Origin of the sequence: Pseudomonas profundi (assembly GCF_008638305.1) — a bacterium.
Lineage (GTDB): Bacteria > Pseudomonadota > Gammaproteobacteria > Pseudomonadales > Pseudomonadaceae > Halopseudomonas > Halopseudomonas profundi.
Window position 1 is genome coordinate 1 of sequence record NZ_VTPZ01000011.1, and the last position, 22,608, is coordinate 22,608.

Sequence of the window (22,608 nt, forward strand, 5' to 3'; positions counted from 1 at the left end):
CCGGAGCTGGACGGCAAGCTGTAAGTAACGCTTGAGCGGTAAATGAAAACCCGGCCTTGTGGCCGGGTTTTTTGTGGGTGGGGATATTTGCTTGGCTCGGTTTCTATGGGGCGCCGCGAGTCGCGCCTCTAACGGAAGAGTGCGAGTGCTCTCAGGTAGCCAATGGCAGAAATGTAAATGTGTAGGAGGGGCGACTCGCCGCGATGGCGTCCGCAGGACGCCGGGTTTGGTCTGACTGAACTACAAGCTGGACGAGCTCAGGTTCACCCAAAAGTCCAGCTAGCCACGCTGTTCAAGGGTGCCAGATCAACCCCGCCATCAGAGCGCAAAACTCTCCAGCCGATAACCGTCCTCATCCACTTCCAGTGCCCAGCCGCTCTTATCCCAATCCCCCAGCACTATCCGCTTCGCGGACTGGCCGTCGATTTCGAGATCGTGCGCAGCAGGGCGGTGCGTGTGACCGTGAATCAGCGTGCGAACCTTGTGCTCGCGCATCACCTCGACCACCTTGTCCGGATTGACGTCTGTGATGTCGGCGGCTTTGTAGCGGGTTTGCTCGCTGCTTTCAGAGCGTAGCTTTCTCCCGATCTTGTGCCGGGTTTTCAGCGAGAGATTGCGCAGAACGAACAAGCTCAGTGGGTTGCGCAGCAAGCGGCGTAGGCGCATATAACCCAGATCGTCGATACACAGGCTGTCGCCGTGCATAAGCAATACGGGTTCGTTATTCAGCGTGATGACCGTCGGATCATTCAGTAGGGTGCAACTGGCCTCCTGACAGAACCGCTTGCCCAGGAGAAAATCCCGATTGCCGTGCATGAGATAAATCTTCACGCCCTTGGCTGCAACGGCGGCCAGGGCGGAAGCAACTTCACGGGCGAGCGGATTAGGGTCGTCGTCGCCGAGCCACACCTCGAAAAAGTCGCCAAGAATGTAGAGCGCGTCTACCTGGCTGGCACGCTGCTCAAGGCAATGCAAAAACGCCCGGGTGATATCCGGGCGTTCGGCTTGCAAGTGCAGGTCTGAAATAAACAGCGAACGCATTCTGTAGCGTTACTCGACCAGTTCGGCGCGCTCGATGATCACGTCGTCGGCGGGCACATCCTGATGGCCAGCACGCATGGTGGTGGATACCGACTTGATCTTCTCTACCACATCCATGCCTTCGGTGACCTGGCCGAACACGGTGTAACCCCAGCCCTGAACGGTGGGAGCGCTATGATTAAGGAAGTCGTTGTCGTTGACGTTGATAAAGAACTGGGCGCTGGCGGAATGGGGCTCCATGGTGCGTGCCATGGCTACCGTGCCCGCCTTGTTGCTGACGCCGTTGTTGGCTTCGTTCTTGATCGGGTCGCGGGTCTCTTTCTGCTTCATGCCGGGTTCAAATCCGCCGCCCTGAATCATGAAGTTGGGAATGACGCGGTGGAAAATGGTGTTGTCGTAATGGCCGTCGCGGACATATTGCTTGAAGTTCTCGACCGTTTCCGGCGCCTTGTCAGCGAAGAGTTCCAGGGTAATAACACCAAAATTCGTATGTAGTTTGACCATCAAGGCAATCCTCGGAGCGAGTTGAGACTAATTATCCTGCGAGACAGACGTGCTTCGGAGCCTCTGAATAACTACTGCGCTCGGCCATGCTGCGTTGAAACCCTCCTCAAAATGCTCATTTACAGAACGTAAACTGCGCTTTTTCGTCGGATTTCGCCTTGCCTGACCTTCGCTCGCTACGTTCTTCAGAGGCTCCTTCGATTTAGACGCCTGTGACTTTCCGGTATGATAAGCGTTTTGGCCGATACGGCCTAGCCAAAATCCGCGATGCCCATGGGCGTTGCCTGTAACGAGTCCTGCGAATCCCTATGAACAAACCGGAATCCACCACGCCAGCACATTTCCTGCGGCAGATCGTCAAGACTGACCTGGAAAGCGGCAAACACCAGCATATCGTGACCCGCTTTCCGCCGGAGCCAAACGGATATCTGCATATCGGCCATGCCAAGTCGATCTGTCTGAATTTCGGGCTGGCCGAGGAATTTGGCGGTGAATGTAATCTGCGCTTCGACGATACCAATCCGGCGAAGGAAGAGCAGGCATACATCGACGCGATCAAGCGTGATGTTGAATGGCTGGGCTTCAAGTGGGCCGGTGATATCCATTATGCCTCGGACTATTTCGACCAGTTGCACGCCTGGGCTATCGAGCTGATCAAGGCGGGCCAGGCCTACGTATGCGATTTGTCGCCAGAACAGGCGCGTGAGTACCGCGGCAATCTGACCGAGCCGGGCAAGAACAGCCCGTTCCGCGAGCGCAGCGTCGATGAGAACCTCGATCTGTTCGCGCGCATGACCGGCGGCGAGTTCCCCGATGGCAGCAAGGCGTTGCGTGCGAAGATTGATATGGCGTCGCCCAACATGAACTTGCGCGACCCGATCCTGTATCGCATTCGCCACGCGCATCACCACCAGACCGGTGACAAATGGTGCGTCTATCCGAGCTATGACTTCACTCATGGCCAGTCCGATGCGATTGAGGGCGTCACGCATTCAATCTGTACCCTTGAATTCGAGGATCACCGTCCGTTGTACGAATGGTGCCTGGATAACCTGCCAGTGCCGGCCAAACCGCGCCAGTACGAATTCGCCCGTCTCAACCTGAACTACACGGTCACCAGCAAGCGCAAGCTCAAACAGCTGGTCGACGAAGGCCACGTGCAGGGCTGGGATGATCCGCGTATGTCGACCCTCAGCGCGTTTCGTCGCCGTGGTTACACGCCGGCATCGATTCGTGAATTCTGCGAACGGATCGGCGTGACCCGTTCCGATGGCGTGGTGGACATGGGCGTACTGGAATTCTGTATTCGTGATGACCTGGATGCCCATGCGCCGCGTGCCATGTGCGTGTTGCGCCCGCTGAAAGTGACCATCACCAACTACCCTGAAGGCCAGGTCGAACAGCTGTCGCTGCCGCGCCATCCGAAACAGGATATCGGCACGCGTACCCTGCCGTTCAGCCGTGAGATCTATATCGATCAGGACGATTACATGGTCGATCCGCCCAAGGGCTACAAACGCCTGGTACCGGGCGGTGAAGTGCGCTTGCGCGGCAGCTACGTGATTCGTGCCGACGAGGCCGTTACTGACGCCGAGGGCAATATCGTAGAGCTGCTGTGTTCCTACGATCCGGACACGCTGGGCAAGAACCCCGAGGGCCGCAAGGTCAAGGGCGTCATTCACTGGGTGCCGGCTGCAGAAAGCATTGAATGCGAAGTGCGTCTGTATGACCGGCTGTTCAAGACGCCGAACCCGGACAAGGGCGAGGAGGGCGTCGGCTTCCTGGAAAACATCAATCCGGATTCGCTGATCACCTTGCAGGGGTGCCGCGCCGAGCCGTCTCTTGCAGACGCGACCCCTGAGGACCGTTTCCAGTTTGAGCGCGAAGGCTATTTCTGTCTCGATTGCGTGGATTCGACTGCAGACAAGCCGGTATTCAACCGCACCGTCACGCTGCGCGATTCCTGGGGGCAATAAGGTCATGGCGCTGAGTCTCTACAACACCCTGAGCAAGACCAAGGAAGCCTTCAAGCCGCTTGAAGGGAATCAGGTGCGGATGTATGTCTGCGGCATGACGGTGTATGACTACTGTCATATCGGCCACGCCCGGGTGATGGTCGCCTTCGATGTTATTTCCCGCTGGCTGCGCTATCGCGGATATGACCTGACCTATGTGCGCAATATTACTGATATCGACGACAAGATCATCCGCCGCGCCAATGACAACGGCGAAAGCTTTCAAGTGTTGACCGAGCGCATGATTGCCGCCATGCACGAAGATGAAACACGCCTGAATGTGCTGCGCCCCGATCAGGAGCCGCGCGCCAGCGATCACATCGCCGGAATGCACGAGATGATCCAGACCCTGATAGACAAGGGTTACGCCTATGCGCCGGGTAACGGCGATGTGTATTACCGGGTCGGCAGGTTCGAAGGCTACGGCAAGCTGTCGCGTCGGCGTATAGAAGACCTGAAAATTGGTGCGCGTATCGAGGTCGATGAGGCCAAGGAAGACCCGCTGGATTTCGTGTTGTGGAAGGCAGCCAAGCCCGGTGAGCCAAGCTGGCCATCACCCTGGGGCGATGGCCGGCCAGGCTGGCATATCGAGTGTTCGGTCATGTCCACCTGCTGTTTGGGCGAAAGCTTTGATATTCACGGTGGCGGGCCCGATCTGGTGTTCCCCCATCACGAGAACGAGATCGCGCAGAGCGAGGCAGCGACGGGCAAGCCTTACGCAGCCACCTGGATGCATGCCGGGGCGGTGCGCGTCGATGGGGAAAAGATGTCCAAGTCATTGGGCAACTTTTTCACTATCCGCGAAGTGCTGGAGAAGTATCACCCGGAGGTCGTGCGTTATTTGTTGGTGTCCAGTCACTACCGCAGCGCGATCAACTATTCGGAAGACAATCTGAAGGAAGCCAAGGGTGCGCTTGAGCGTTTCTACCGCGCGCTCAAGGGCTTGCCAGATGCCGCGCCAATGGAAGCTGTCGAATATGGCGAACGCTATGCGGCGGCCATGGACGATGATTTCAACGCGCCGGAAGCCTGTGCGGTGTTGTTTGACATGGTGCGCGAGGTGAATCGTCTGAAGGATAGCGACCTGCACGCCGCTGCCGCGCTCGGTGCCACGGTGCGGGAGCTGGCCTCGACGCTTGGCGTGTTGCAGCTGGATGCGGATGAATTTCTGCAAGCCGGCGCGTCCAACCAGGTCGATGCGGCGGAAGTGCAGGCATTGATCGATGCGCGGCTGCAGGCTCGTGCAGACAAGAACTGGGCGGAATCGGATCGCATTCGCGATCAACTGACCGGGATGGGCGTCGTGCTTGAGGATGGAAAGGGCGGAACCACCTGGCGGTTGCGCGGATAAGGCTTCGTTCCCGTTGGGGTAGGGCAGGTGCAGACGGCATCCCGCAGCACCCGCCCACTCGCCCTCAGCGCCAGATATTGTTGTTTATCTTCTCCTTCAGTTCCGGATAGTTCGAAGCCTTGAACGTCGGCACCACGCCTTGCTTGCGCTGCGCCAGGTAATCCTTGGTCAGTTTGGCTACGGTCCCCGAGAGCAGGACAATCGCCACCAGGTTGATAGTCGCCATGAGGCCCATCGATGCGTCAGCGGCGTTGAACACCGTCGTGACCGCTTCGTACGCGCCCCATACCACCATGCTCAGCGTTGCCATCCGCAATAAGGTCATGCCCAGCGTATTCCCGACGCCGAGGTAAATCATCGCGTTTTCGGCATAGGAGTAGTTGGCGACAATCGAGGTAAAGGCGAAGAACAGAATGGCTATGGCGATGAAATAGCTGCCAGCGACCCCGATGTGCGATTCCAGCGCTTGCTGCGTCAACTGCGTACCGGTAACACCCGAGCCGGGCTCCATAACGCCAGAAAGCAGAATCATGATGGCCGTGGCGGTACAGATCACGATGGTGTCGATGAACACCCCCATGGCCTGTACCAACCCCTGGGAAGAGGGATGATGCGGAGCTGGCGTGGCGGTGGCCGCGACGTTGGGTGCTGAGCCCATGCCCGCCTCGTTGGAAAACAAACCGCGCTTGATACCGTTGAGCATAGCAGCCGTCACCGAGCCTGCGACGCCGCCGGCGGCTTCTTCAAGTCCAAACGCGCTGCGTACGATGGTCATCAGCACGCCGGGTACTTCGGAAAAATTCATGATCAGCACCACCAGCGCCATCAGCACATAGGCACCGGCCATGAAGGGCACTACCAGCTCCGCAAACCGGGCGATGGTACGCAGACCGCCGAAAATCACCATGCCGGCCAGTACCGCCAGAGCGAGACCAGACCATAGCTTGGGAATGCCGAAGGCACCTTCCATCGCATCGGCAATGGAGTTGGCTTGCACGGCATTGAATACCAGCCCGAAGGAAATGATCAGCGCGATCGAAAAGATTGCCCCGGCCCATGGCGCCTTCAGGCCTTTTGACATATAGAACGCCGGCCCGCCGCGGTACTGGCCTTTACCGTCCCGTACCTTGTAGAGCTGCGCCAGCGTGCTTTCGGCGTAACCGGTAGCCATGCCGACCAGCGCAACCATCCACATCCAGAAGATTGCGCCGGCACCGCCCAGATAGAGCGCCACAGCCACCCCAGCCAGGTTACCCGTGCCGACCCGTGAGGCAAGACTGGTGCATAGCGCTTGAAAGGGCGATATGCCCGACGCATCGCTTTGTCTGGAGCCCTTTATCGCTCTTACCATCTCGCCAAAATGCAGGAATTGCAGAAACCCCAGCCGAATTGTGAAGAACACACCCACCGCCAGCAGGCCGTAGATAAGCACGTATCCCCAGAAGATATTATTGAGGAAATCGATGATTGCGGTCATGGCACATCCATTTGTAGTGAAAAATCATGTGTAACTCTAGTCGCTACGCTTCAATACGCCAGACATCTATGCCTGACGGCCAGACAGGGTAATATGCAATTCAGGCTTGAGACCAGATAAGGAGGATCGCGCATGAACATCAAAACAAGAACACCGCCGGCTTTGCAGATACTACCGAGGCGTCCGGATCTGGCGTTGCCTGATCCCTTGCCGCGACACTGGCACAGTAACGATCCTTTCAAAACGCATTTTTTCAACGCCATGTCCGTGCTGTTCCCGGATGGGGAGCGCTACTTTATCGACTCGGTCCGGTTGTTCCGCGATCAGATCAGCGACACCGATCTGCAACAGCAGATCCGTGGTTTTATCGGCCAGGAAGGTCATCATAGCCGTGAACATCTCGAATATAACCAGCGCCTGCGCGAGCTGGGCTATGACATCGATGCGCTGGAAAGCACGGTCAAAAAGCGCATTCGCTTCGTTCAGAAAAACTTTTCAGCTGAGCGGCAGCTGGCAGGCACCGTGGCGATGGAGCATTTCACCGCGATCATGGCGGATCTGCTGCTGCGTGAGCCGCAATGGATTGATGGGGCTGTTCAGCCCATGCAGAGCTTGTGGCGGTGGCATGCGCTGGAAGAGACAGAGCACAAGGCCGTTGCCTTCGATGTATACATGCAGGTATGTGGCGACCGCAGAATACTGCGGCGTGCTATGCGTCAGGCGACTTTTTTCTTTCTCAAGGACGTGACCAGGGGCATGTGGCACATGCTGCGCAAGGACGGCAAGCTGACCGATCTGCCCATGATGTGGCGTGGCATGCGCTGGTTATGGGGACGCAACGGGTTTTTCCGCAAGCTTGTGGGGGTGTACCGGGATTATTATCGGAGAGACTTTCACCCCTGGCAGCACGACAACAGGGATCTGCTCGATCAATATGCGCCCGCGTTTGCGTCTGCGCTAGTTCGTTAAGGTGCGCCCATAGCGTGGTAGTCATCAACGCCCTTGTCCCCATCTTCGGGCTGATCCTGCTGGGTTATGTGCTCGGCAAGCGCCGCTGGTTGCCCGCCGAGGCCGGCGGGGCGCTGGCCTCCATCACTTTCCGGATATTCATGCCGGTGCTGCTGTTCTCGGGTCTGGCACGTGCCGACCTGAGCGAGGGGCTGTCGCCGTTGCTTCTGCTGGTGTACTTCCTGCCCGCCGTCGGCGTGTTCTGCGCAGTGAACTGGTTGATGCATCGTCGATCAGGGCAGCCGAGCTCTATGGGCCTGGCTGCCAGTTATTCGAATAATGTGCTGGTGGGTGTTCCACTGATAAGCATCCTGCTCGGGGCGGACAAACTGGTGTATCTGTTTGCCATCCTGATCTTCCACAGCCTCGTACTCTTTACCCTGCAGAGTCTCTACAACAGTCTGTGGCGCGGCGAAGGACGCGGCGGGATAGATAAGGGGGGACTGTTCAAAAGCCTCGCAAACCCGCTGATCATCGGCCTGTTTCTAGGCGCGGCGCTCAATCTTTCCGGTGTGTCCGTGCCCGCACCGCTCTGGCGCATGGTGGAGTGGCTGGCTGCCGCGGCGTTGCCCTGTGCATTGTTGGTGCTGGGGTTAAGCCTGTCGCATTACCGCTTGCACATCAGCCGCGTCATGTTCGGCCTGACACTGGCGAAACTGTTGCTGTTTCCCGGCCTCGTGCTGGCTGGTGGGTTCTTGCTTCCAGGGCTCAGCGCAGATGCCCGAACAGTATTGATACTGATGGCAGCCTGTCCGACGGGCGTGAACGTGCTGGCTTTCGCCATGGCAGACGAAGACAGTCGGATCATCAGTTCCGTGATTTTTCTCTCCACGCTTCTGGCGGCCGTTACCCTGCCGGTCTGGCTTATGCTGCTGACAGGCTGATCCCGCACCTGCACGCTTTCGAACTTTATGGTTTTTCCAAACCGCCTCGCGGGTCGTTTATCGCTACCGCCCCGCTCGCGAAAATTGCAGGTGCGCCGTGCATTTTTGCGCATCGAATCCGTTACAAGAACGGCCAGGGGTTGGGGTATGCTCTTCGCCGGCTTTCAATATGAACAAGACGAACAACATAAAAGGAAACCCCATGCCGGTCAGTCTGTTTGTTCCAGTGGAAAGGCGCGCGAACGAAAAGCGCGTTGCCCTGGTGCCGTCGGTAGCCAGCAAGCTATCGAAGCTGGGCATCGACATCTCATTGCAATCCGGCGCGGGCCTGGCTGCGCGTATTCCGGACCCGCTGTATGAAGGCGAGGGCGTCAAGATCGTCAGCGCGCCTGTGGCCGCCGATCTGGTATTCCGGGTTCAGCCACCCGAGCTTGCGGACATTGAGCAAATGGCGCCGGGAACGGTGTTGTGCTGCTTCGTCTATGCGCACCGCGAACCGGAGATTGTCAGAGCGCTGCGTGACCGGCAGATCACCTGCTTTGCCATGGAGCTGGTACCGCGCATCACGCGCGCGCAGGCCATGGATGCCTTGTCCTCCCAGGCCGCATTGTCCGGTTACGCGGCCGGTCTGATGGCTGCCACCAACCTCAACCGTATCCTGCCGATGATGACCACAGCCGTTGGCTCATTGCGTCCGGCCAAGGTGCTGGTAATGGGTGCTGGCGTAGCGGGTTTGCAGGCGCTGGCCACGGCCAAGCGACTAGGCGCCATGATTGAGGGTTATGACGTGCGCTCGGAAGTCAAAGAGCAGGTCGAGTCGGTGGGCGGCAAGTTCGTTGATACCGGCGTCTCCGCCAGCGGTACAGGCGGGTATGCCCGCGAACTGACCGACGACGAAAAAGCCCAGGTGGAAAAGGTCGTCACCCGACACATCCAGCAGGCCGATGCGGTGATCACCACGGCAGCCATCCCTGGCCGTCCGAGCCCTAAAATTATCAGTGAAGCGCAGATCATGGGCATGAAGCCGGGTTCGGTCATTATCGACCTGGCCGCCGAGGGCGGTGGTAACACGCCGCTTACCGTTCCCGGAGAAACTGTCGAGGTCGGCCCGGTCACTATTGTCGCGCCCATGAATGTCCCCAGTCGTCTGGCTGAGCATGCATCGGAGTTGTACGCCCGCAATCTGCAGCATCTGGTTGGCCTGATGGTCAAGGACGGCGAACTGCAGATTGACTGGGAAGACGAGATTCTGGCCGGAACGGTTTTGACCCATGCCGGTGAAATTCGCAACGAGGCCGCCCGCAAGGCAGCCGAAACCGCCGAGGCATAATCATGGACGCAACGACTACTATCACCGGCTTTGTCGCGCTGTATATCTTCATGCTGGCAGCGTTTACCGGATACGAAATTATCGGCCGCGTGCCGGCGATCCTGCACACCCCCTTGATGTCCGGCTCCAACTTCGTCCACGGAATTGTGGTGGTGGGCGCCATGTGGGCATTGCTTAACGCAGCGACGCCGCTGGAGCAGGTAATCGGCTTTTTCGGGGTGCTGTTGGGCGCGGGTAATGCGGCTGGCGGTTACGTGGTGACAGAGCGCATGCTGGAAATGTTCAAGCCCAGCGACAGGCGCCAGAAAGATGCCTCAGACAAGGAATAACAAGAATGACTGAGATGATTATCGAATCCGTCTACTTCATAACGGCATTGCTGTTCATTTACGGATTGAAGCGTATGGCGAGTCCGGTTACCGCGCGTTCCGGCATCCTGATTGCCGGTGTCGGCATGGTGCTGGCTGTGCTGGCCGCTTTCCTTTATGGGCTTGATGTCAGCGAGCGGGCACAGCCGCATCTGAGCATGAACCTGGCTCTGGTGCTGATCGCCCTGGGACTGGGTCTGGGTTGGGCATGGTACAGCGGCAAGAAGGTCGCGATGACCGATATGCCGCAAATGGTTGCGTTGTACAACGGTATGGGTGGCGGCGCAGCGGCTGCCATTGCAGCAATGGAACTGTATTCCGGTAACGCCCAGGCGCACGGCGTGGTGGTGTCAATGTTGGCGGTGCTCGGCGGGCTGATTGGTTCGGTTGCGCTGTCCGGCTCGCTGATTGCCTGGGCCAAGCTCGACGGCCGCATGAACGGGACCATACGGTTGCCGGCGCAACAGTTGATCAACGCGGTGCTGTTTTTTGTCACGCTCGGGATTGGCGCGGCAATTATCGGCTCCGGAGTCGGCGGTGGCGTTTCGATGCTGTTGATCTCGGTGTTCTTTATCGCTGCTCTGGCGCTGGGCGTGATGCTGACCACGCCAATCGGCGGCGCCGATATGCCCGTGGTGATATCCCTGTACAACGCCTTCACCGGCCTGGCGGTTGCGTTTGAGGGTTTTGTACTGCAGAACCCGGCGATGATCATTGCCGGCACCGTAGTCGGTTCCGCCGGTACGCTTCTGACATTGATGATGGCCAAGGCAATGAACCGTCCGGTATCCAATGTGATCTTCAGCCAGTTCGGTGGCGATGACGACAGCGACGCAGGGGACATAGAAGGTTCGATGAAGCCCGCGGATGCCTCCGACGCGGCCATTGCCATGTACTACGCCAGCAAGGTGATTATCGTGCCCGGTTATGGTCTGGCTGTAGCGCAGGCGCAGCACAAGCTCTATGAGTTCGTGAAACTGCTGCAGAAGCAGGGCGTGGACGTGGCATTTGCCATTCATCCGGTTGCCGGACGCATGCCCGGTCACATGAACGTGCTGCTGGCCGAGGCGGGCGTGCCCTACGACATTATTTACGACCTGGAAGACATCAACGAGGAATTCCAGCAAGCGGACGTGGCCATCGTTCTCGGGGCCAACGACGTGGTCAACCCGGCCGCGCGCACGCGCAAGTCAAGCCCGATTTACGGCATGCCGATTCTCAACGTGGATATGGCGCGCCAGGCCTATGTGGTCAAGCGCGGGCAGGGCAAGGGCTACTCGGGCGTCGAGAACGAGCTGTTCTATGCGGACAACACCTCAATGGTATATGGCGACGCGCAGAAGGTAATGGTGCAGATGATTGATGCGGTGAAGTCGCTCGGGTGACCGAAACCGATTGGCACAAAAAAAACCGCAGCGTGAGTCTGCGGTTTTTTTGTGGCTACCGCACTGAAGCGGAACCAGTGTGGCCGGGGCTGCCCCCGGCCTGTGTGGCGCAATATTCCACCAGCCGAGGTGGAATTGGTCCTTTCTGGGCTTACTTGGCCTTGGCGTTGTAACCGAAGATCGATTTCACTTCGAGGAAATCCTCGAAACCGTAGTGACCCCATTCGCGGCCGTTACCAGACTCCTTGTAGCCACCGAAGGGCGCCTTGTTGTCGAGCGGTGCGCCATTCAGGTGAACCATGCCGGTACGAATCCGGCGTGCAATGCGCCGGGCGCGTTCCGGGTCGCCGGCCGATATATAGCCGGACAGGCCGTAGGAGGTGTCATTGGCGATACGTACAGCTTCTTCCTCGTCTTCATAACCGATGATGGTGAGCACCGGCCCGAAGATCTCTTCGCGGGCGATTTTCATGTCATTGGTGACGTGACTGAAAATGGTTGGCTTGACGTAGTAGCCTTTCTCCAGGCCATCAGGCCGACCTGTACCGCCCACAACCAGCTTGGCGCCTTCCTCGATACCGGCGGCGATCAGGCCCTGAATCTTGCTCCACTGCGCCTCGGAAGCAACCGGCCCGATAACAGTATCGTCAGCCCTGGGGTCGCCCGGCTTGACCTTGGCGGCCACGGCTTGAGCGATAGCGCTGACTTCATCCATGCGGCTGTTAGGGACCAGCATGCGGGTAGGGGCATTACAGGACTGACCGCTGTTGTTCATGCACGACATGACGCCATGGGCGACCATTTTCTCGAAGTTGACGTCGTCCAGAAGGATGTTTGCGGACTTGCCGCCCAGCTCAAGCGCCACGCGCTTGATAGTGTCAGCACCGCTCTTCATGACCTGACGTCCGGCACCGGTAGAACCAGTGAACGACATCATGTCGATGCCCCAGTGGGCGGACATGGCAGCACCGACGGTGGGGCCGTCGCCATTGATGAGGTTGAAGACGCCCGGTGGTACGCCGGCTTCATCCAGAATTTCCGCCAGCAGCAGCGCGGATAGCGGCGCGACTTCAGAGGGTTTGAGTACCATGGTGCAGCCGGTCGCCAAGGCAGGGCCGATCTTGCAGGTCAGCTGGTTCATTGGCCAGTTCCAGGGCGTGATCAGGCCGCACACGCCAATCGGTTCTTTAACCACCAGGGTTGTGCCGATCTCTTCTTCAAATTCGAAGTCCTTCAGGACTTCCAGCGCCGTGGCGAAGTGACCGAGACCAGACGGGGCCTGAGCCTGCTTGGACAGTTTGGCAGGTGCGCCCATTTCCATGGAGATGGCTTCGGCTACTTCCGGCATGCGCTTATGGAACACCGCGATAACGCGCTCGAGCAATGCGATGCGTTCTTCGCGGCTGGTCTGGGAATAGCTTTCGAAGGCTTTGCGCGCTGCGGCGACAGCCAGGTCAACGTCCTCGTGATTACCTAAGGCAATAGTGGCTACGACTTCTTCGGTGGCGGGATTGATGACATCGGCGCTACCGGTGCCCTGGGGTTCGACCCACTGACCGTTGATATAGAACTGCTTGTGGTGGCTCATGAAATGCCGGCTCCTTGAGTTGGTGACGAAGAATAGTCCAACGATAGCACTGTCCGCGCTTTTGTATCACCGGTTTTGCACTAGATCACCGTTGGTTATCCCTGCCAATGTGTTCGGTTTCACGCACAGGGTGATGGCTTTATACTATCCAGCCGCTCCGGCTTGCGGCGCCCGCCATAATACTTGACTAAAACACTTGGATATTGCATAGTTTTGCCTAAGTTGAACCTCCTCCCAGGAGCTAGAATGCGTCTGACAACCAAAGGCCGCTATGCAGTCACTGCCATGCTCGATCTGGCTTTGCATGCGGACCAGGGACCCATAACCCTGGCCGATATCTCGATGCGCCAGGGCGTTTCGATTTCGTATCTGGAGCAGTTGTTCGCCAAACTTCGGCGCAGCCGGCTGGTTGAAAGCGTTCGGGGCCCGGGCGGCGGGTACCGTCTCGCTGGCGGTCCGGACATGATCAGCGTGGCGCAGATAGTTGAAGCGGTTAACGATTCGATGGACGCCACGCGCTGCCTGGGAAAAGGCGACTGTCAGGACGGCGAGATCTGTCTGACCCACCATCTCTGGACTGATCTCAGTAATCGTCTGCGTAATTTTCTGAATGATATAACCCTGGCCGAACTGGTTTCCCGTGAAGATATTCAGCGGGTGCGTTCGCGGCAGGACCGGGGCTGCTCGGGCGCTGCCGAGCCAGTCCTGGAACGCATTATCTAGATCTAGCGGCCCAAGAGCCGATCGAAGAGTGCAGCGTCTCATGGCGTTGTGAAGCCTGAAACGAATTGGCAGCAAGTTGTCACACGGCAATTGCTGCGAAATTGAGGTGATACCGTGTCTCAGCAAGTCGAAAACCTGATCAAGAAGGACTACGCGGCCGGGTTTCACTCTGCCATCGAGTCCGACACTTTACCGCCGGGTCTTAACGAAGAAGTCGTGCGGTTTATTTCGGCCAAGAAGGGAGAGCCTGAGTGGTTGCTGGAATGGCGTCTGAAGGCGTTCCGTGCCTGGCAGGAAATGGAAGAGCCGACCTGGGCCCACGTGCATTATCCCGAGATAGACTTCCAGTCTGTTTCCTACTTCTCCTCGCCCAAGAGCATGGCTGACAAGCCCAAGAGCCTGGACGAAGTCGACCCCGAACTCATTGCTACCTACGAAAAGCTCGGTATCCCGCTGCATGAGCAGGAGATGCTCGCTGGCGTGGCGGTTGATGCAGTATTCGACTCGGTATCGGTCGTGACGACCTTCCGCGCCAAACTGGAAGAAGCGGGTGTTATTTTCTGCCCGATCAGCGAAGCCGTGCACCGTTGTCCGGAACTGGTCCAGAAATATCTCGGCAGTGTGGTTCCGCAGAAGGATAACTACTACGCTGCGCTGAATTCCGCGGTGTTCTCTGACGGCTCGTTCGTCTATATCCCCAAGGGCGTACGTTGCCCTATGGAGCTGTCGACCTACTTCCGCATTAATGAAATGAACACCGGGCAGTTCGAGCGCACCCTGATCATTGCCGATGAAGGTTCACACGTCAGCTATCTGGAAGGCTGCACCGCACCCATGCGTGACGAGAACCAGCTGCACGCTGCGGTCGTTGAACTGGTCGCGCTGGACGGTGCGCAGATCAAGTATTCGACAGTTCAGAACTGGTATCCCGGCGACTCGGAGGGCAAGGGCGGCATCTATAACTTTGTGACCAAGCGCGGCCTGTGCCACGCCAACGCCAAGATTTCCTGGACGCAGGTCGAGACCGGCTCAGCGATCACCTGGAAATATCCCAGCTGCATCCTCAAGGGTGACAACAGTGTCGGTGAGTTCTACTCGGTGGCCCTTACCAACAACTGCCAGCAAGCCGATACCGGCACCAAGATGATTCACCTGGGCAAGAATACCCGCTCGACGATCATCGCCAAGGGCATTTCAGCGGGCCGCAGCAACAGCGCCTATCGTGGTCTGGTACGCATGAATCCCGGCGCCGAGGGCGCGCGGAATTTCACCCAGTGCGATTCGCTACTGATTGGTGACCGCTGTGGTGCGCATACCTTCCCCTATATCGAGAGCAAGAACCCGTCGGCGGTCGTGGAACACGAGGCAACCACCTCCAAGGTCAGCGATGACCAGATGTTCCTGTGCCAGCAACGCGGCCTCGATGCGGAGAAAGCCATCTCGATGATCGTCAACGGTTTCTGCCGCGAAGTGTTCAAGGAGTTGCCGATGGAGTTTGCCGTGGAAGCGGGCAAATTGCTTGAGGTCAGCCTCGAAGGCTCGGTGGGTTAACCCGACCAGACGAACGCTTCACGCCACACTAATTCATAAGGTATCAGGCCAAAATATGTTATCAGTCAAAGGGTTGCACGCTAAAGTTGAAGACAATGATATCCTCAAGGGATTGGATATCGAGATCAAACCGGGTGAAGTTCACGCCATCATGGGGCCGAACGGTTCGGGTAAGAGCACCCTGGGGAACATTCTTTCTGGCCGTCCCGGTTACGAAGCCACCGCGGGCAGCATTACTTTCAAGGGTCAGGATCTGCTGGAGATGGATACCGAAGAACGAGCCCGTGAAGGACTGTTCCTGGCATTCCAGTATCCGGTCGAAATTCCCGGCGTGAGCAACATGGAGTTTCTGAAGGCCTCGGTTGATGCCAAGCGCAAGCACGCCGGCCTGGAGCCCCTGAGTTCGGTCGAATTCATGAAGCTGGCACGCGAAACCAGCAAGCGCGTCGACCTTGAGGCCAACTTCCTCAAGCGTGGCGTGAACGAAGGTTTTTCCGGCGGAGAGAAAAAGCGCAACGAGATCATGCAGATGATGCTGCTGGAGCCGGCGCTGTGCATTCTCGACGAGACCGACTCCGGTCTGGATATCGACGCACTGCAGGTAGTCGCCGACGGCGTCAACAGCATGCGCGACGGCAAGCGCAGCTTCATCGTGGTGACCCACTATCAGCGCCTGCTGGACTACATCGTTCCGGATTACGTCCATGTGCTCGCGGGTGGCAAGATCGTCAAGTCCGGCGACAAGAGCCTGGCGCTCGAACTCGAAGCCAAGGGCTATGGCTGGCTGGAAGGTGAGGTGGCCTGATGAGCGATTTTCAGAATGTGGCGTTGCAACTGGCGGAGGCTCAACATAGCCCCGACTGGTTGCAGAGCTTGCGCGAGCGCGGCGCACTGAGCTGGTCTTCGGCCAGGTGGCCGACCCGCAAGACCGAGCTGTGGAAGAACACACCGCTGCAGCCATTGCAGAGCGACATGCCGTCGCGCTGGGCTGCAGCCACCGGCACTGACTGGCAACAGGATATCGAGCAGATCGATATCGATGCGACGCGGCTGGTGTTCGTCAATGGCCAGTTCATGGCCGAGCTATCAAGTGATCTGCCGGAAGAGATCGTTCGCTTTGCCGATGCAAACGTTGCGCAGCGCCAGGTCATCGAGCAAAAACTTGGTACTGTGGTCGATGCTGAACGGCACTTGTTCGCTGCCCTGAGCAATGCCTGGGTAGCCGATGGCATTCTGGTTCAGGTGCCGCGCAACCGGTCGTTGGACAAGCCCATCTATGTGCTCAACGTGTCCACTCCGGAGGCTGAGCCTGCGGTCAGTAACCAGCGCGTACTCATGGTGTTGGAAGATGGCAGCCAGGCGGAGCTGATCGAGCACTACGTTTCGGCGGACAGCAAGCAAAACGGTTTCGTTAACAGCCTGACCGAGGTGATCGTGGGTCAGAACGCCCAGGTGCAACATTACCGCATCAACCTGGAGCAGGAAGATCTGCTGCATGTGGGCGGGGTTCACGTGAACCTGCACCGCGACGCACGCTTCCATGGCTTCACCCTGGCCCAGGGCAGTCGGCTGAAGCGCATCGATTATCAGGTCAATCACCGGGGCGAGGGCGCTCACCTCGAGCTGCACGGCGTCTATCTGCCGCGCAACAAGCAGCTGATCGATTACCACACCAACGTTGAGCACTGCGTGCCGCACTGCACGACTAATGAGGTGTTCCGCGGCATCATCGGTGACTCGGCCAAGGCCGTATTCAACGGCCGCATTCATATTCATCCGCAGGCGCAGAAGACCCTGGCCGAACTCAGCAACAAGAATCTGCTGACGTCGCCTAACGCCGAGATCTACACCAAGCCCGAGCTTGAGATCTACGCCGATGACGTGCGCTGCGCCCACGGTGCGACCATCAGCCAGCTCAACGAAACGTCGCTGTTCTATCTGCAGAGCCGTGGCGTCGAGCGGGCTGAAGCGATCAGCATGCTCAGCTTCGGCTTCATCAACGAGCTGCTGACGCAAGTGCCAGAGCAAGCCATTCAGGATTACCTGCGCCCGCGCCTGACCACGCTATTCGGGCAGGGGAGTGAACTGCTGGGGCAGCTGGATTATGAATGATCTGAGCATGTCGGGCGTAGCGACCTTTGATGCCGAGAGGGTGCGTCAGGACTTCCCGATTCTGAATCAGGAGGTTAATGGCAACCCGCTGGTGTACCTGGATAATGCCGCGACCACGCAGAAGCCGGACGCAGTGATCCAGGCCATCGTTGATTACTACCGCACCGACAACAGCAATGTGCACCGTGGCGCACACACGCTGGCTGACCGGGCGACCGAAAAGTTCGAAGCGGCCCGGCTAAAGGTGGCGTCCTACGTTAATGCAGGCGAAGCACGGCAGATTATCTGGACGCGCGGCACCTCCGAAGGCATCAACCTGGTTGCCTCCAGCTGGGGCCGTACGCACCTGAAGCAGGGCGACCGGGTACTCGTCTCGGCGATGGAACACCATTCCAATATCGTGCCCTGGCAGATGGTTGCGTTGGAAGTTGGTGCCACGGTCGAAGCCATTCCAGTGGATGAAACCGGCACGCTGGACCTGGACGCGCTGGCTTCCATGCTCGATGAACGCGTGAAGATGGTAGCCTGCGGTCATGTATCAAACGCGCTGGGCACTATCAATCCGGTCGAGCAAATCATCGGTATGGCGCACGCCAGCGGCGCGCTGTGTCTGATCGATGGCGCGCAGGCAATCAGTCACTTCGATGTCGACGTTCAGGCGCTGGATTGCGATTTTTACGTGTTTTCTGCGCACAAGCTGTTTGGTCCGACCGGGCTTGGCGTGCTGTACGGCAAACTGGATTTGTTGCATGCAATGCCTCCCTATCAGGGCGGCGGGGAGATGATCGAGACGGTCAGCTTCGCCGGCACCACGTACAATCAGCTGCCCTACAAGTTTGAAGCCGGCACGCCGCATATAGCCGGTGTGATCGGATTTGGCGCGGCGATCGATTATCTGCAACAGCTCGATCGCCGCGGCGCGCAGGCGCATGAGCAGGCATTGCTCGCCTATGCGGAAAAGCGCGCTCAGGAAACGCCCGGCGTGCAGCTGATTGGCACCTCAGCATCCAAGACCAGCGTGTTAAGTTTTCTGCTGGAAGGCACACATCCGCAGGACGTCGGGATGCTGCTCGATCAGCAGGGCGTGGCTGTACGCACCGGTAATCACTGTGCCCAGCCGATCATGGATCAGTTCGGTATTCCGGGCACCATCCGCGCCAGTTTCGCGTTCTATAACACCCTGTCCGATGTGGACCGTTTGTTTGAAGCATTGGCTAAAGCCAGACAGTTTCTTGTCTGATAAGGAGTTCGCATGAGCGTAGAATCCTTCGATCCGGGTAGCCAGGTCGTCACCGTCACGCCCGCGGCACTCGAGCATTTCCGCCGACAACTGCATGGGCAGAACGGCAAGGCCGTACGGGTCAGCACCAAAAAGAGCGGCTGTACCGGCTTTATGTATGTGATTGATCTGGTCGAACAGGGCAGTGAGGACGATATCCAGTACCAGCTGGACGACGACGTCAAGCTGCTGCTCTCCCGCGACAGCCTGCCAATCCTGAGCGGCTCCGAGATCGATCTGGTCAAGGAAGGCATCAACAAGCAGATCAAGTTCATTAACCCTAACGTCAAAGACCAGTGCGGTTGCGGCGAAAGCTTCAGTGTGAGTTGAGATGGAAAGACGCATGGTAGTTGCGCAGGCGGATTGTCCTGCGCGTCGTGTACCGGATGGCACTCCGCTGGTCATCCCCAAGGATACCTTCGTGACCATCACCCAGGCATTGGGCGGCAACTATACGGTGACGTATCAGGGGCAGATGGTGCGGGTCGACGGGACCGATGCGGCGAACCTGGGGCTGGAGCCCGAGTTGCTGAGCTTTCCTGAGCCGCAAGATGACCAGATCCGTGAAGAGCAGGTCTGGGAGGCGCTGGGTACCATTTATGATCCCGAGATCCCGGTTGATCTGGTCAATCTGGGGCTGGTGTATTCGGTCAAGATTGACCAGCAGGCCAAGCGTGTTGATATCGAGATGACACTGACTGCGCCGGGCTGCGGCATGGGGCCGGTGCTGGTGGGCGATGTCGAGTATCGCGTGCAACGTGTCCCCAACGTCGAAACGGTCAAGGTTGATCTGGTATTTGATCCGCCCTGGAGTCGGGACATGATGAGCGAAGAAGCCCAGCTTGAAACCGGCATGTTCTTTTAAGAGGTCCTGCATGAGCCAGATAGGCACCGATACCACCAGCGACGACATCGTCGAAACGCTGTCGTTCTTCGATAGCTGGGAAGATCGCTACAAATACATCATTGACCTGGGCAGGGAACTGCCGCCGCTGGATGATGCTCATCGCACCGATGAAAATATAGTTCGCGGGTGCCAGAGCCAGGTGTGGCTGGTCAGCCGCAGGGAAGGGGACCGCTTTTTCTTTGATGCCGACAGTGATGCCTTTATCGTCAAAGGCCTGCTTGCCGTCGTTCTGGCCGCGTATAACGGCAAGACCGCCGAAGAGATCGGTAATTTCGATATCGAAGGCTATTTCGAGCAACTGAATCTGCTCAAGCACCTCAGTGTCACGCGTGGCAACGGCTTGCGCGCCATGGTCAAGCGCATCCAGAATACGGCCGCCGCCGCGAGCTGACGGTTGTTGCGTATTTCTGGATTGGTGGGTGAAAACACCACGGGAATGGAAAAACTCTGTGCCATTCGAATGGTCGTGTTCTGACCAGTCGGTCGATGGTCGGTTTCTGCTGGTTGATATCAAAATGATATTGCGGTATTGACGTTAGAAGGTTACTGTTTTGTCCGGAACGGCTGTGGACGCCGATTCTTCCTTCTATCAGGGCAGCGTATACATGCAACGGATCTGGCGACGGCTGAAAGGCGACTATCAGTTATCAATCATTATTTCCGTTGCGGTTCTGGCATTGATAGCGTTGCCGCCTTTTGCTTTGTACCGGCTGTTGAATGACGACTGGCTTCTCGGGGCATTGGATAGTGCCTTGGTCATTGGCACCAGCTTCGCTGTACGTTCGGCCTGGCGTACCGGCAAAACCCTGCGCCCGGGCCAGTTTCTGGCTTTTGCCTATTCGATTAGCGCAGTGATCGTTGCGATAAAGCTGGGCGTTAATGGGTTGTTCTGGTTTTACGTCATGATCATCTTCAACTTCTTCGTGGTGCCTCCGATACAGAGTGCGATAGCGACCTTGTGCGCACTCGTCGCCCTGTGCACCTACGGCTTGCTTGCCCCAGGATATCTTTTCGATGGGCCAGCACAGCTTGTTTCCTTTTCCGTTACAGCTGTTATCACCAGCCTGTTTGCGCTGGTTTTTGCCCATCGCGGTTCAATGCAGCGTAGGCAACTTCATGAGCTGGCGACGATCGATCCTCTCACCGGCATCGGTAACAGGCGTGCGCTGGAAGCGGAGCTTGACACGGTATTTGCTGAACACAGCCGTTATGGCACGGCCTATGGGCTATTGGTGTTGGATCTCGATCATTTCAAACGCATCAACGACAGTTTCGGTCATAAGGCCGGGGATCGCGTCCTAAAGGATTTTGTACGAATAGTCGGCTCGGCCTGCCGGCAGTCTGATCGCTTGTATCGATTTGGCGGTGAAGAGTTCGTCCTGTTGGCACCTCAGGTAAACCGGGGCGGGCTGGAGCAGGTCGCACGTAATATCCTCACCACCGTCCAACAAGAGTTACGCAACGTTGATGGCACCCCGGTCACCGTATCGATTGGTGGTGCGCCGATATTGTGGCAGAAGGATTACAAGTCCTGGCTGCACAGTGCGGATGAGTGCCTGTATCAGGCCAAGCACGCAGGTCGTAATACCATCGTTATTGCCGAGCCGGGAGCTAAGCGCTCGAGCCTGCTGTCATATAACCTGGACGGAGCCGCTCCGTGAGTGATCCAGATGCTCCGGATGGCTCGATACACTTTCGTATCCGGAGGCACGAGATGGCACACAGCAGATTCAGCGATAAGGGGTATTGGAACAAGCTCAGCCGTTTCGCCTTGATCGCGGGGCGCGAGGCGGTTGAAAAGTCTCTGTACCTTTATTACGCAGCCCAACGACCGGAAACGCCCAAATGGGCTAAGACTGCAATGTACGGAGCCTTGGCATACTTCATCTCGCCAGTGGATGCCATGCCGGATTTCCTTCCCATGCTTGGTTTCACGGACGACATCGCAGTCATGGCTGCCGCGATCGGGATGGTCTCGTTCTATATTAACGATGAGGTGAAAGCGAAGGCGCGAAACAAGCTGAACGCCTGGTTCGGGGAAAAACAGGGCACTACCTACGAGGGCACCGCCGAACATACTGAATCAGCCCGCACCAGGGGCTGATTCAGCTTCGCTGTTCAGGGGTAACTGTTGAAAACCTTTTGCGCACCTTCATCGTCCACAGCGACAACCTTGTAGGCGTCCTGGCGGTCGCCCATCTCCATGCCCGGTGAGCCGACGGGCATCCCAGGGACAGCCAGTCCGATCAGATCGGGCTTGTCACTCAGAGCCAGGATATCGGCTGCCGGTACATGTCCTTCGATAAAACGACCATCTATTACTGCAGTGTGACACGAAGCCAGTTCGCCCGGCACGCCAGCATCCTGTTTGAAGCTGCGCATATCGTCTTCAAGGTGATCGTTAACGGTGAACCCGTTCCCTTCGAGGTGTTCGATCCAGGCCGAGCAACATCCGCAATTAGGGTCTCTATGCACATCTATTGTCAACGGGTCGCTGGCATGAGCCAGCCCAGAAACAAGCATTAGAGAAGCAAGCAAACGCGTCATGGGGTATCTCCTGATCAAGAGGCCCCAAGGGTACGGTTAGTCGGCGCGCCTAGCAATGCGCAAGCCGGCCTTATCGGTCACCGTTTATCTGATGAATCGTAAGTATGCGTAACGTGTCAGGGCGGTCGGAAGGGTGGGGGTGTGGATGAGGCCCGGGTAGTGTGTGCAAAGCTGAACAGCTCGCAGTCTGGGCATGAAACCGGCTTGCGGTCGTACCCGAAGCCGTTCCGCGCCACCAGCGTGCAAGGTACTGGCGGCGCGGGAACGCACTAACATGGTTACCGGCGCGCGATAATCCATACGGCATGGATGATCCCGGGAATATAGCCGAGCAGAGTCAGCAAAATGTTCAGCCAGAAAGCACCACCCAGGCCGACTTGCAGGAAAACGCCTAGCGGGGGAAGCAAAATTGCGCAAATCAAGCGAACCAGATCCATCGTCACGCTCCTATAGGTCAGTCAAAAACAGGTCAGTCAAAAATCGATCCGTCGTAAACTCGACGGTTATGGTTCTGACCCTGTTGACTCGATGAACGTTC

The 22,608-nt window shown here is 57.8% G+C and carries 23 protein-coding genes; 17 read left to right on the forward strand and 6 right to left on the reverse strand.

From position 1 onward, the window contains the following. Positions 1 to 318: 318 nt before the first annotated feature. On the reverse strand, positions 319 to 1,041 hold the full coding sequence (locus FZE95_RS14300) for a UDP-2,3-diacylglucosamine diphosphatase (RefSeq protein WP_150301552.1): 723 nt from the start codon (positions 1,039 to 1,041) through the stop codon (positions 319 to 321). A gap of 9 nt (positions 1,042 to 1,050) precedes the next feature. Continuing rightward, positions 1,051 to 1,545, reverse strand: coding sequence for a peptidylprolyl isomerase (locus FZE95_RS14305; protein ID WP_150301553.1), 495 nt, complete (start codon positions 1,543 to 1,545; stop codon positions 1,051 to 1,053). Between the two features lie 308 nt (positions 1,546 to 1,853). Here FZE95_RS14305 and FZE95_RS14310 point away from each other — a divergent pair, with 308 nt between their 5' ends. Further along, positions 1,854 to 3,521, forward strand: a complete 1,668-nt coding sequence (locus tag FZE95_RS14310) for a glutamine--tRNA ligase/YqeY domain fusion protein (protein ID WP_150301554.1) — start codon at positions 1,854 to 1,856, stop codon at positions 3,519 to 3,521. A 4-nt stretch (positions 3,522 to 3,525) separates the two neighbouring features. After that, positions 3,526 to 4,911, forward strand: coding sequence for a cysteine--tRNA ligase (gene cysS / locus FZE95_RS14315; RefSeq protein ID WP_150301555.1), 1,386 nt, complete (start codon positions 3,526 to 3,528; stop codon positions 4,909 to 4,911). A 64-nt stretch (positions 4,912 to 4,975) separates the two neighbouring features. Here the strand turns inward: cysS and FZE95_RS14320 are convergent, their stop codons facing one another. After that, positions 4,976 to 6,388 carry an alanine/glycine:cation symporter family protein gene (locus FZE95_RS14320; RefSeq protein WP_150301556.1) on the reverse strand — a complete coding sequence of 471 codons (1,413 nt, stop codon included), beginning with the start codon at positions 6,386 to 6,388 and terminating at the stop codon, positions 4,976 to 4,978. 138 nt (positions 6,389 to 6,526) lie between these two features. On the opposite strand from FZE95_RS14320, the gene FZE95_RS14325 reads away from it, so the two are divergent. The 5 genes from FZE95_RS14325 (at position 6,527) to FZE95_RS14345 (ending at position 11,363) form a co-directional block, all read left to right on the forward strand. Continuing rightward, positions 6,527 to 7,357 (forward strand): metal-dependent hydrolase, encoded by an 831-nt coding sequence (locus tag FZE95_RS14325; RefSeq protein WP_150301665.1) that lies wholly within the window; start codon positions 6,527 to 6,529, stop codon positions 7,355 to 7,357. A 14-nt stretch (positions 7,358 to 7,371) separates the two neighbouring features. Next, entirely contained in the window at positions 7,372 to 8,280 is a 909-nt protein-coding gene (locus FZE95_RS14330; protein WP_150301557.1) for an AEC family transporter, read from the forward strand. A 202-nt stretch (positions 8,281 to 8,482) separates the two neighbouring features. After that, complete coding sequence (locus FZE95_RS14335) at positions 8,483 to 9,610, forward strand: NAD(P) transhydrogenase subunit alpha (RefSeq protein ID WP_150301558.1); 1,128 nt, start codon at positions 8,483 to 8,485, stop codon at positions 9,608 to 9,610. 2 nt (positions 9,611 to 9,612) lie between these two features. After that, positions 9,613 to 9,939: an NAD(P) transhydrogenase subunit alpha gene (locus FZE95_RS14340; RefSeq protein WP_150301559.1), complete on the forward strand. Its 327-nt coding sequence runs from the start codon at positions 9,613 to 9,615 to the stop codon at positions 9,937 to 9,939. Between the two features lie 5 nt (positions 9,940 to 9,944). After that, a complete protein-coding gene (locus tag FZE95_RS14345; protein ID WP_223825077.1) occupies positions 9,945 to 11,363 on the forward strand; it encodes an NAD(P)(+) transhydrogenase (Re/Si-specific) subunit beta in 1,419 nt (472 codons plus the stop codon). Positions 11,364 to 11,514: 151 nt separating this feature from the next. On the opposite strand, the gene FZE95_RS14350 is transcribed toward FZE95_RS14345, so the two are convergent. Continuing rightward, positions 11,515 to 12,951, reverse strand: a complete 1,437-nt coding sequence (locus FZE95_RS14350; RefSeq protein ID WP_150301560.1) for an aldehyde dehydrogenase family protein — start codon at positions 12,949 to 12,951, stop codon at positions 11,515 to 11,517. Between the two features lie 246 nt (positions 12,952 to 13,197). Here FZE95_RS14350 and iscR point away from each other — a divergent pair, with 246 nt between their 5' ends. From iscR to FZE95_RS14400, 10 genes are all read left to right on the forward strand, one after another. Next, positions 13,198 to 13,674, forward strand: coding sequence for a Fe-S cluster assembly transcriptional regulator IscR (iscR, locus tag FZE95_RS14355; protein ID WP_150301561.1), 477 nt, complete (start codon positions 13,198 to 13,200; stop codon positions 13,672 to 13,674). Between the two features lie 114 nt (positions 13,675 to 13,788). Continuing rightward, positions 13,789 to 15,225, forward strand: a complete 1,437-nt coding sequence (gene sufB, locus FZE95_RS14360) for a Fe-S cluster assembly protein SufB (RefSeq protein WP_150301562.1) — start codon at positions 13,789 to 13,791, stop codon at positions 15,223 to 15,225. A 55-nt stretch (positions 15,226 to 15,280) separates the two neighbouring features. Beyond that, complete coding sequence (gene sufC, locus FZE95_RS14365; protein ID WP_150301563.1) at positions 15,281 to 16,030, forward strand: Fe-S cluster assembly ATPase SufC; 750 nt, start codon at positions 15,281 to 15,283, stop codon at positions 16,028 to 16,030. Continuing rightward, positions 16,030 to 17,337: a Fe-S cluster assembly protein SufD gene (gene sufD / locus FZE95_RS14370; RefSeq protein WP_150301564.1), complete on the forward strand. Its 1,308-nt coding sequence runs from the start codon at positions 16,030 to 16,032 to the stop codon at positions 17,335 to 17,337. The genes sufC and sufD overlap by 1 nt, the downstream gene beginning before the upstream one ends. Next, on the forward strand, positions 17,330 to 18,577 hold the full coding sequence (locus tag FZE95_RS14375) for an aminotransferase class V-fold PLP-dependent enzyme (protein ID WP_223825078.1): 1,248 nt from the start codon (positions 17,330 to 17,332) through the stop codon (positions 18,575 to 18,577). The genes sufD and FZE95_RS14375 overlap by 8 nt, the downstream gene beginning before the upstream one ends. Before the next feature lie 12 nt (positions 18,578 to 18,589). Continuing rightward, positions 18,590 to 18,946 carry a HesB/IscA family protein gene (locus FZE95_RS14380; protein ID WP_150301565.1) on the forward strand — a complete coding sequence of 119 codons (357 nt, stop codon included), beginning with the start codon at positions 18,590 to 18,592 and terminating at the stop codon, positions 18,944 to 18,946. 13 nt (positions 18,947 to 18,959) lie between these two features. Beyond that, the gene (gene sufT, locus FZE95_RS14385; protein WP_150301566.1) at positions 18,960 to 19,481 is read left to right on the forward strand and encodes a putative Fe-S cluster assembly protein SufT; all 522 of its coding nucleotides are present in this window, start codon (positions 18,960 to 18,962) and stop codon (positions 19,479 to 19,481) included. 10 nt (positions 19,482 to 19,491) lie between these two features. Then, a complete protein-coding gene (locus tag FZE95_RS14390) occupies positions 19,492 to 19,914 on the forward strand; it encodes a SufE family protein (protein WP_150301567.1) in 423 nt (140 codons plus the stop codon). A gap of 175 nt (positions 19,915 to 20,089) precedes the next feature. Next, the gene (locus FZE95_RS14395) at positions 20,090 to 21,184 is read left to right on the forward strand and encodes a GGDEF domain-containing protein (protein ID WP_150301568.1); all 1,095 of its coding nucleotides are present in this window, start codon (positions 20,090 to 20,092) and stop codon (positions 21,182 to 21,184) included. A gap of 53 nt (positions 21,185 to 21,237) precedes the next feature. After that, positions 21,238 to 21,627, forward strand: a complete 390-nt coding sequence (locus FZE95_RS14400; RefSeq protein WP_150301569.1) for a YkvA family protein — start codon at positions 21,238 to 21,240, stop codon at positions 21,625 to 21,627. 14 nt (positions 21,628 to 21,641) lie between these two features. Here FZE95_RS14400 and FZE95_RS14405 read toward each other — a convergent pair whose 3' ends face one another. Both FZE95_RS14405 and FZE95_RS14410 read right to left on the reverse strand, forming a co-directional pair. Continuing rightward, on the reverse strand, positions 21,642 to 22,070 hold the full coding sequence (locus tag FZE95_RS14405) for a DUF411 domain-containing protein (RefSeq protein ID WP_150301570.1): 429 nt from the start codon (positions 22,068 to 22,070) through the stop codon (positions 21,642 to 21,644). Positions 22,071 to 22,348: 278 nt separating this feature from the next. Beyond that, on the reverse strand, positions 22,349 to 22,507 hold the full coding sequence (locus FZE95_RS14410; protein WP_150301571.1) for a YqaE/Pmp3 family membrane protein: 159 nt from the start codon (positions 22,505 to 22,507) through the stop codon (positions 22,349 to 22,351). Positions 22,508 to 22,608: the final 101 nt, after the last annotated feature.

What these genes read in the sequence shown, in the direction of transcription:
- FZE95_RS14300 (WP_150301552.1), bottom strand. Translation starts at nt 1,041, where the DNA reads ATGCGTTCGCTGTTTATTTCAGACCTGCACTTGCAAGCCGAACGCCCG.
- FZE95_RS14305 (WP_150301553.1), bottom strand. Translation starts at nt 1,545, where the DNA reads ATGGTCAAACTACATACGAATTTTGGTGTTATTACCCTGGAACTCTTC.
- FZE95_RS14310 (WP_150301554.1), top strand. Translation starts at nt 1,854, where the DNA reads ATGAACAAACCGGAATCCACCACGCCAGCACATTTCCTGCGGCAGATC.
- cysS (WP_150301555.1), top strand. Translation starts at nt 3,526, where the DNA reads ATGGCGCTGAGTCTCTACAACACCCTGAGCAAGACCAAGGAAGCCTTC.
- FZE95_RS14320 (WP_150301556.1), bottom strand. Translation starts at nt 6,388, where the DNA reads ATGACCGCAATCATCGATTTCCTCAATAATATCTTCTGGGGATACGTG.
- FZE95_RS14335 (WP_150301558.1), top strand. Translation starts at nt 8,483, where the DNA reads ATGCCGGTCAGTCTGTTTGTTCCAGTGGAAAGGCGCGCGAACGAAAAG.
- FZE95_RS14340 (WP_150301559.1), top strand. Translation starts at nt 9,613, where the DNA reads ATGGACGCAACGACTACTATCACCGGCTTTGTCGCGCTGTATATCTTC.
- FZE95_RS14345 (WP_223825077.1), top strand. Translation starts at nt 9,945, where the DNA reads ATGACTGAGATGATTATCGAATCCGTCTACTTCATAACGGCATTGCTG.
- FZE95_RS14350 (WP_150301560.1), bottom strand. Translation starts at nt 12,951, where the DNA reads ATGAGCCACCACAAGCAGTTCTATATCAACGGTCAGTGGGTCGAACCC.
- iscR (WP_150301561.1), top strand. Translation starts at nt 13,198, where the DNA reads ATGCGTCTGACAACCAAAGGCCGCTATGCAGTCACTGCCATGCTCGAT.
- sufC (WP_150301563.1), top strand. Translation starts at nt 15,281, where the DNA reads ATGTTATCAGTCAAAGGGTTGCACGCTAAAGTTGAAGACAATGATATC.
- sufD (WP_150301564.1), top strand. Translation starts at nt 16,030, where the DNA reads ATGAGCGATTTTCAGAATGTGGCGTTGCAACTGGCGGAGGCTCAACAT.
- FZE95_RS14375 (WP_223825078.1), top strand. Translation starts at nt 17,330, where the DNA reads ATGAATGATCTGAGCATGTCGGGCGTAGCGACCTTTGATGCCGAGAGG.
- FZE95_RS14380 (WP_150301565.1), top strand. Translation starts at nt 18,590, where the DNA reads ATGAGCGTAGAATCCTTCGATCCGGGTAGCCAGGTCGTCACCGTCACG.
- sufT (WP_150301566.1), top strand. Translation starts at nt 18,960, where the DNA reads ATGGTAGTTGCGCAGGCGGATTGTCCTGCGCGTCGTGTACCGGATGGC.
- FZE95_RS14390 (WP_150301567.1), top strand. Translation starts at nt 19,492, where the DNA reads ATGAGCCAGATAGGCACCGATACCACCAGCGACGACATCGTCGAAACG.
- FZE95_RS14400 (WP_150301569.1), top strand. Translation starts at nt 21,238, where the DNA reads ATGGCACACAGCAGATTCAGCGATAAGGGGTATTGGAACAAGCTCAGC.
- FZE95_RS14405 (WP_150301570.1), bottom strand. Translation starts at nt 22,070, where the DNA reads ATGACGCGTTTGCTTGCTTCTCTAATGCTTGTTTCTGGGCTGGCTCAT.
- FZE95_RS14410 (WP_150301571.1), bottom strand. Translation starts at nt 22,507, where the DNA reads ATGGATCTGGTTCGCTTGATTTGCGCAATTTTGCTTCCCCCGCTAGGC.